At 36.5% G+C, this 9,175-nt stretch carries 4 protein-coding genes; all 4 read left to right on the top strand.

Going from position 1 to position 9,175, the window contains the following annotated elements; translation table 11 throughout:
* Window positions 1–1,306 precede the first annotated feature (1,306 nt).
* The 4 genes from ASD98_RS09205 to ASD98_RS09190 all read left to right on the top strand — a co-directional run bounded on the left by ASD98_RS09205 (window position 1,307) and on the right by ASD98_RS09190 (window position 9,057).
* Window positions 1,307–1,813, top strand: coding sequence for a hypothetical protein (locus tag ASD98_RS09205; protein WP_056203138.1), 507 nt, complete (start codon window positions 1,307–1,309; stop codon window positions 1,811–1,813).
* Complete coding sequence (locus tag ASD98_RS24375; protein WP_082577820.1) at window positions 1,722–6,038, top strand: gliding motility-associated C-terminal domain-containing protein; 4,317 nt, start codon at window positions 1,722–1,724, stop codon at window positions 6,036–6,038. The genes ASD98_RS09205 and ASD98_RS24375 overlap by 92 nt, the downstream gene beginning before the upstream one ends.
* 154 nt (window positions 6,039–6,192) lie before the next feature.
* Window positions 6,193–7,110, top strand: a complete 918-nt coding sequence (locus ASD98_RS09195; RefSeq protein WP_056203133.1) for a type IX secretion system membrane protein PorP/SprF — start codon at window positions 6,193–6,195, stop codon at window positions 7,108–7,110.
* Between the two features lie 12 nt (window positions 7,111–7,122).
* Window positions 7,123–9,057: an OmpA family protein gene (locus tag ASD98_RS09190; RefSeq protein ID WP_056203129.1), complete on the top strand. Its 1,935-nt coding sequence runs from the start codon at window positions 7,123–7,125 to the stop codon at window positions 9,055–9,057.
* Window positions 9,058–9,175 lie beyond the last annotated feature (118 nt).

The following is a 9,175-nucleotide window of genomic DNA, read 5'->3' as shown; positions in this document are numbered from 1 at the left end:
GGTTCTCTAAACCAGACTATTGAATGCAGCAACCAAGAAGCTTTGACTTCTGCGCAAGCCTTATTCCCAAATGCTTCTGATTTATGTGATGCTGATGTTTCAAATATTATTAAAGTAAGCGGACAATTTACAGCTTCTGAAGGATGCGGAAATACCGGAACTTATACCAATACCTGGACGGTAAAAGATGACTGCGGAAATATTTCTGATACTTTCACACAAGTAATCACCATACAAGATACAACCGCACCAATTTGGACAACGCAAAGTGGTTCTTTAAACCAGACTATTGAATGCAGTAACCAAGAAGCTTTAACTTCCGCGCAGGCCTTATTTCCAGCTGCTTCCGATTTATGTGATGCTGATGTTTCAAATATTATTAAAGTAAGCGGACAATTTACAGCTTCTGAAGGATGCGGAAATACCGGAACTTATACCAATACCTGGACTGTAAAAGATGACTGTGGAAATATTTCTGATACGTTCACGCAGATCATTACAATTCAGGATACAACCGCACCAACTTGGNTAAAATTAGAACCATGGATGACTGTGGAAATATTTCTGATACGTTCACGCAGATCATCACGATTCAGGATACAACCGCACCAATATGGACTACTCAGGCTGGGTCTTTAAACCAGACTATCGAATGCAGCAACCAAGAAGCTTTAACTTCCGCGCAAGCTTTATTCCCAAATGCTTCAGATTTATGCGATGCTGATGTTTCTAACATCACTAAAGTAAGTGGACAATTTACAGCTTATGAAGGATGCGCAAATGCAGGAACTTATACCAATACCTGGACGGTAAAAGATGACTGTGGAAATATCTCTGATACCTTCACACAAGTAATCACAATACAAGATACAACCGCACCAATTTGGACAACGCAGGCCGGTTCTCTAAACCAGACTATTGAATGCAGCAACCAAGAAGCTTTAACTTCTGCACAGGCCTTATTCCCTGCAGCTTCTGATTTATGTGATGCTGATGTTTCAAATATTATTAAAGTAAGCGGACAATTTACAGCTTCTGAAGGATGTTCAAATGCAGGAACTTATACCAATACATGGACGGTAAAAGATGACTGTGGAAATATCTCTGATTAAGCGGACAATTTACAGCTTCTGAAGGATGTTCAAATGCAGGAACTTATACCAATACATGGACGGTAAAAGATGACTGTGGAAATATCTCTGATACCTTCACACAAATCATTACAATTCAGGATACAACCGCACCAACATGGACAACTCAGGCCGGGTCTTTAAACCAGACTATCGAATGCAGTAATCAAGAAGCTTTGACTTCTGCGCAAGCCTTATTCCCAAATGCTTCAGATTTATGCGATGCTGATGTTTCTAATATTATTAAAATAAGCGGACAATTTACAGCTTCTGAAGGATGCTCAAATGCTGGAACTTATACTAATACCTGGACTGTAAAAGATGACTGTGGAAATATCTCTGATACTTTCACACAGATCATTACAATTCAGGATACAACCGCACCAACTTGGACAACTCAGGCTGGTTCTCTAAACCAGACTATTGAATGCAGCAACCAAGAAGCTTTAACTTCCGCGCAGGCCTTATTCCCAACTGCTTCTGATTTATGCGATGCTGATGTTTCTAATATTATTAAAATAAGCGGACAATTTACAGCTTCTGAAGGATGCGCAAATGCTGGAACTTATACCAATACATGGACGGTAAAAGATGATTGTGGAAATATTTCTGATACTTTCACACAAATCATTTACTGCTCCAACTTGGGCAACGCAGGCCGGTTCTTTAAACCAGACTATTGAATGCAGCAACCAAGAATCTTTGACTTCGGCTCAGGCTTTATTCCCAATTGCTTCTGATTTATGCGATGCTGATGTTTCTAATATCACTAAAGTAAGCGGACAATTCATTGCCTTTGAAGGATGCGCAAATGCTGGAACTTATACCAATACATGGACGGTAAAAGATGACTGTGGAAATATCTCTGATACTTTCACTCAAATTATTACAGTGCAGGATACAACTGCTCCAACTTGGACAACACAAAGTGGTTCTTTAGATATAACATTACAATGTGCCGATACAGAAGGATTGAATAATGCTCAAACTCTGGCACCAATTGCAACAGATAATTGTAATGGAACCGTAACTTATACTAAAACAACTGGCGAACTGCAAAGAGGAAGCTGTGGAAGTACAGGAATTTATACGAATACATGGACAGCCAAAGACACTTGTAACAACACTTCAACTATTTTCACACAAGTAATTACAATTCAAGACACTGCAGCGCCAACATGGATTACGCAGGCAGGAACATTAAATGTAACTTTACAGTGCAGTGATGCTGCTGGTTTAGAAAATGCTCAAAATCAAGCACCAACTGCAACTGCAAACTGTACAGTGGTTACTTATGAAAAAACAAGCGGACAATTTACAGCTTCTGAAGGTTGTTCAAATGCTGGAACATATACAAATAGCTGGATTGCAAAAGATAACTGCGGAAATGTTACCGATAGTTTTATCCAAATAATAACTATTCAAGATACAACTCCTCCAGCATTTACTGGAAATCTCCCAACGGATATCACTGTTTCTTGCGATGCTGTTCCGGAACCTGCAACCATAGAAGCTTCTGACAATTGCAGTGGCAATTTACCAATCGTATTTTCGGAAGTTAAAAGTAATATTCTTAATGAATGCGGCACAGATTATACTTTAACACGCAAATGGACTACTAGTGATTGCAGTGGAAACACAGTTTCTCATAACCAAATTATTACCGTTAGAGATACAACTCCGCCAACAGGAACTGCTCCGGCTGATGTAGCAGATTTACAAAGTATTATTGATATTCCGGCAGCAAATCCGCAAGTTATTATAGATGCTGCAGATAATTGCAGCAGTACAGTAACGATTACAATTAGTGATTCTAATAATGGAGCAAGCGGCTGTGATGGAAATACTTATATCTTAACCCGAACTTATACGCTGACAGATTGTTCAGGAAATAAAACAGAACTTGTTCAAACCTTTACTGTTGAAAATAAAGTTTCTGTAACGGGTGTAGCTTCAAATGTAACCTGTTTTGGAAAAAGCGATGGTTCGATTTTAGTAACTAATAGTCCGGGATCAACTGTTGTCATTACAAATGATAAAAATGAAGTTGTTGGTAATACTAATTTACCTGCCGGAACTTATACGCTAACAGCAACATCTGCTGTAAATGGTGAAAATCAAACCTGTACTGCAACTACAACCGTTGTTATTACTCAGCCTGAATATACTGTAAAAATCTCCGGTTATGTTATGAATATAGACAACAATTCTGGTATTGCAAATGTAATGGTGACATTGATTCCGCAAGGGACTACCACAGGACCAATTTTATTGCGTTTAACCGGAACAGATGGCGGATACAGTTTTACAGGAATGTCTGCAGGAAGTTATTTAGTGCAGGTGCAAGATGCAAATTTAAATAGTGTTTACGAATTATATCCTACAGATTCGAGTTTGTTCTTTACAACTCTTGAAGATTGTACTTTTCAGGAACATACTTTTAATTATGGATCTTCAACTCTTCCAGTCTTAGGCGATTATGTTTGGTATGATGTAAACAGCAACGGAATTCAGGACGAATGGTATGATGCCAACAATGATGGTGTTGTCACTAAAAATGTTCCTGATTCAGGTGGCGCAATCGACTACAGCTTATGGGAATGGATCGATTTTAATGGAGACGGAAGTTATCAAGGCCCATCAAATGTAGGTGAATTAAACGCCGGAGGTTTTGGAAATGCAGCAAGTCCAAATGTTATAATTGACGGACCAAACAGTTATCACAAAGAAGTAATTATTGGAATTCAGGGATACTGGAGAGACAGACCTAATACAGAAAATCCGTATGGTGAGTATACAATCAAATTAGTTAAAGATGGAAATCTGGATACTATGGCTGCAGCTTTAGGTGCAACAGGACTTGTAAAAGTACTTCCAAATGCAGCCGATAAAAAAGCAACCGCTAAAACGGGCAAAGCTCAATTGCATACTGTATGCTCAACAACTAGTCCAAGCAGTTATATTGTAAATGTTACCCCGCAAGATTTAGTTCATTTGGATGCTGACTTTGGTATAAACTGTAAAGAATACTTAGATATTGTTGCTAATGATGATAACGCCGGACCTATTGCAGGTGTTAATCATACAACGACAAATGTCCTAAATGTACTCGTAAATGATACGCTTGAAGGTAATGCAGTAACTGTTTCTGATGTAATTATTACTACAGTAACACCAAACGAATTTTTACAACTAAATCCTGATGGTTCTGTAGATGTTTTACCAAATGCACCAGTTGGTACACTTACATTAGTATATCAAATTTGTGAAGCAGATCAAACTTCAAACTGTGATACTGCAACTGTAACTATTACTATTGAGGCTCCGGTTATGACTGTAACAGCAACCCCAATTTGTGTAAACGATGTTCCTTACATTGATTATGTAGTAACACCCGGAAATTTCACTTCGGTAAACGGTGTAACGATAGCTTGGGCAAATACACAAAATACCTTAATAACCACCATGACCAATTTACCTCTAAGCGGCCGTGTTTTATGGCCTGGAGCAGTAGTTAATGAAGCTGGAAATGGTATTGACTGGCCTGGATGGATTTTCGAAAATAATAAATGGATTCAAGGTGCTGACGGTTTTGAATCATTACGTCCAACAGTTAATTTAACCATATCAGTTAATCCAAGTGAAACCATAACTGTAAATTATCCTCCGGCAGATCCGTATTGTATTGCCAGACCAACATTTGCAATTGTAGCAAATGATGATAATCCGCCAGTAATTACAGCACCAGCCGGAGTAACAAACATTGTAAACGTATACAATAATGATACTTTAAATAATGATCCCGTAAACCCTGCCGATGTCACACTTACAACTGTAACACCAGATCCAACAAATACATTGACATTAAATCCTGATGGTTCTGTAGATGTGGCGGCAAATGCTCCTGCAGGAACGTATACATTAACCTATCAAATTTGTGAAAATGCTGATTTCGGAAACTGTGATACTGCTATTGTAACTGTAATTATTGTTGACCCTGCACCTCCTACTCCCGTTGTTGCAAATGATGATGTTTATGCAAACATTGGCTGTAACACTTTTGGATTAGTTGGAAATGTATTGAGTAATGATTTCAAAGGACAGCTTCCTGCAACTCTTGAACTAGTCGATTTTACATTACTTGCTGCAAATGAAAACAATGCCAAAACAGATCCAAATATTACAATCGATACTCAAGGAAACGTAACCGTTACAAGTTTAACACCAGCCGGAACTTATACCTATACTTATCGTATTTGTGATAAACTAAGTGCCGAGAATTGCGATACTGCAACAGTAACCATAACAGTTGTTCCAAATGAAATTGTAAATATAACCAGTGAGGCATGTAATGATGACTCCAGCTTAATAAACTTGTCCAATTTACTTCCGGAAGGCACACCAATAACCGGGACATGGATTGATACAAACGAAACTAATGCATTACAGGGAAATACATTGAATCCGTTTGGTCTTGCACTTGGTAATTATGCATTCGAATATAAAATTATCGATGAAAATTGTCCAAGAAGCATAGTATTAAACATGGAAGTTAACAATGACTGCCAGGTTTTAGCCTGTGGAAACATTGTAATACACAATGCCTTCTCTCCAAATGGCGACGGAATGAATGATGTATTCGTAATTGACAGTATTAATGATTTAACCTGTTATCCTGAAAATACAGTACAAATCTATAATCGTTGGGGAATATTAGTATTTGAAACTTCAAATTACAATAATACAACCAATGCATTTGATGGAACTTCCAGAGGCAGAACCACTGTCAATAAATCTGACGGATTACCAACAGGTACTTATTTCTATATTCTTACTTACAAATCATTAAATGGAAATAATGAAATTCAAAATAATAAACAAGACGGCTATCTATATCTGTCAAAATAAAAAACAAGTGATGCATTATATAACTAATTACTATATAATGCATTACAAACAAAACAATAACAACTTTCTTATTTTGAATAAGCAAAAATATTGACTTTTTGATTGAAAAATAATTAAGAAATCAATGAGTAATAATCAATAATACACATCTACTATGAGAACAAAATTATTTTTTTTCGTCATTATGTTTGTAACTATTTCTGGTTATGCACAACAAGATTCACAGTATACTCAGTACATGTACAATGCTATAAATATAAATCCGGCTTATGCAGGATCCAGAGGTGCTTTGAGCATCTTTGGTCTCTACAGAACACAATGGGTAGGTTTAGATGGAGCTCCGGAAACTTCGAGTTTCTCAGTAAATTCGCCAATAAACAATAGCAATTTAGGAGTGGGTGCATCGCTCGTAAACGATAAAATTGGGCCAACAAATGAAACAACTATTTCTGCAGATATATCTTATACCCTTCAAACATCTCCAGATTTCAAACTTTCATTTGGCCTTAAAGGAAGTGCCAATTTATTCAATTTAGACATTAGCAAACTAAATCCTCAAAATCAGGGAGATCCACAGTTTCAGGATTTGGATAATAAATTTTCGCCAAATGTTGGTGCAGGTGTTTACTGGCATTCAGATAAAGCCTATATCGGTTTATCAGTTCCAAATTTTATCGAAACAAAAAGATATGATGATAATGATTATGCCATCTATAAAAGTAAAATCAATTATTATTTAATGGGTGGTTACGTTTTTGATCTTGACAAATTGCAATACATAAAATTTAAACCTGCCACATTAGTGAAAATGGTCGAGGGTGCACCGCTGCAGGTCGATGTTTCTGCCAATTTTATGTTTTTTGAAAAATTTGTAGCAGGAATTTCTTATAGATGGAGCGCATCTGTAAGCGGAATTCTTGGATTTCAAATTACAGACGGGCTTTACTTAGGATATGGTTACGACAGGGAAACCACAAAACTAAACAACTACAATTCAGGATCGCATGAAATATATCTGCGTTACGAATTCTTCAAAAACACCAACAAAATGGTAACTCCACGTTTCTTTTAAAAAATAATAGTTATGAAAAATTTTACACTTCTTATTTTAATAACTCTAAATGTTTTTTCCAGCTATTCGCAACAGTCAAAATTAAACGCTGGTGCCAAAAAATACGACAGTTATGCTTATGTTGATGTCATCAAAACCTATGAACGAGTAGCTGCAAAAGGATATAAGTCTGAAGATTTGTACAGAAAACTGGGCGATTCTTATTACTTCAACTCCAATTTTGAAAGTGCTGTCAAGTGGTATGATGAATTATTCAGTATAAACACTTCTCCTCAGGCTGAATATTATTACAGATATGCACAATCCTTAAAAGCAACGGGACAAACAGCTAAAGCAAATAGAGTTCTTGACGAGTTTAATGCAAAATTCAAAAATGACTCAAGAGCAAAGCTTTACAGAGAAAACGTAAATTATCTTGATAAAATTAAAGCAAATTCAGGACGTTATAAAATTGAAAATGCCGGAATTAATTCTAAATATTCTGATTACGGAAGTTTTATTTATAATAATAAAATATACTTTGCATCTGCAAGAGACACCGGAAATTTCAGTCAGAGAAAACATAAGTGGACAGGCGAATATTTTACTAACATTTATGATGCCGACATAGATGCTCAAAGCGATTCAACATCTAAAGTAAATAAAATCAGATCTACCGTAAATTCAAGATTTCATGAATCCTCACTAGTTTTTACAAAAGATGGAAATACAGTTTATTTTACAAGAAATAACTTTGCTGATGGTAAAAAAGGAAAAGATGCCAATAAGGTTACTTTATTAAAAATTTATAAAGCCAGTCTCGAAAACGGAAAATGGACAAACGTAACAGCGCTGCCGTTTACCAGCGATAATTATTGTACAGCGCATCCGGCATTGAGTGCTGACGAAAAAACATTATATTTTGCTTCAGATATGCCGGGTACAATTGGTCAGTCTGATATTTACAAAGTAAACATCAACGCCAGCGGTGTTTTTGGATCGCCCGAAAATTTAGGAAAAGGAATTAATACTGAAGGAAAGGAAACGTTCCCGTATATAACCAGTGAAAACGAAATTTATTTTGCTTCAGACGGACATCCCGGACTTGGTGGACTTGACGTTTTTGTGGGCCAGATTGAAACGAATGGATCTATAAGTGATATTGAAAACTTAGGCGCCGATATTAACTCTCCTAAAGATGATTTTGCCTACATTATCGATCCGGTTTCAAGAAAAGGATATTTTTCTTCCAACAAAGACGGCGGATTCGGTTCTGATGATATTTATAAATTCTTAGAAACTAAGCGATTAAAATGCGTTCAGGAATTAAGCGGGATAATTACAGATGCCGCAACCGGAATTATACTTCCCGGAACGAAAGTTACTTTATACGATGGTATGCAGCGAATAAAAAATTCAGCTGTCGCTGATGCTGCCGGACTATACAGTTTTGCAGTCGAATGCGGAAAAACCTATTATGTACGTGCAGAAAAACCAGAATATGCAACTAAAGAAGTGAGTGTAACAATACCAAAAGAAAGCGGAAAAACCAATCTTCCTATCGCTTTAGAAAAATCGATCTGCAAAGTGGTTGTTGGGGACGATTTAGGAAAATGTTTTGGTATTAAAAGAATTTATTTTGATTTAGATAAATCTAACATTCGAACTGAAGCAGCCTTAGATTTAGAAAAAATCCTGGATGTCTTAAAACAAAATCCAACAATGAAATTAGATATTCGTTCTCATACAGACAGCAGAGCTTCTCATCAATATAATGAAGCATTATCTAACCGAAGAGCAAAATCAACCATAGAATGGCTTATAAACAACGGAGTTGCTACAAATCGCTTAACCGGAAAAGGTTATGGTGAAACACAGCTTGTAAACTTATGTTCTGATGGAGTACAATGTTCTGAAGAAGAACATCAAATGAACAGACGAAGTGAATTTATCATTACCGGATTATAAATTGTAAAAACCAAACCAATCCATAATTAAAAAGCTGTCTATTATTCATAGACAGCTTTTTTAAAAAAACAACGCTGCAACTCAAGAATGCAACGAAAACTAACCAACCAGTTCAAAT

The organism is Flavobacterium sp. Root186, from assembly GCF_001428525.1.
Taxonomy (GTDB): Bacteria; Bacteroidota; Bacteroidia; order Flavobacteriales; family Flavobacteriaceae; genus Flavobacterium.
The sequence above is the reverse complement of the archived record's forward strand: the minus strand, read 5'-3'. Positions and strand labels throughout refer to the sequence as shown.

Bases quoted from the DNA above. Each gene is read 5' to 3' on its own strand.
- ASD98_RS24375 (WP_082577820.1), top strand. From the start codon at position 1,722: ATGATTGTGGAAATATTTCTGATACTTTCACACAAATCATTTACTGCT.
- ASD98_RS09195 (WP_056203133.1), top strand. From the start codon at position 6,193: ATGAGAACAAAATTATTTTTTTTCGTCATTATGTTTGTAACTATTTCT.
- ASD98_RS09190 (WP_056203129.1), top strand. From the start codon at position 7,123: ATGAAAAATTTTACACTTCTTATTTTAATAACTCTAAATGTTTTTTCC.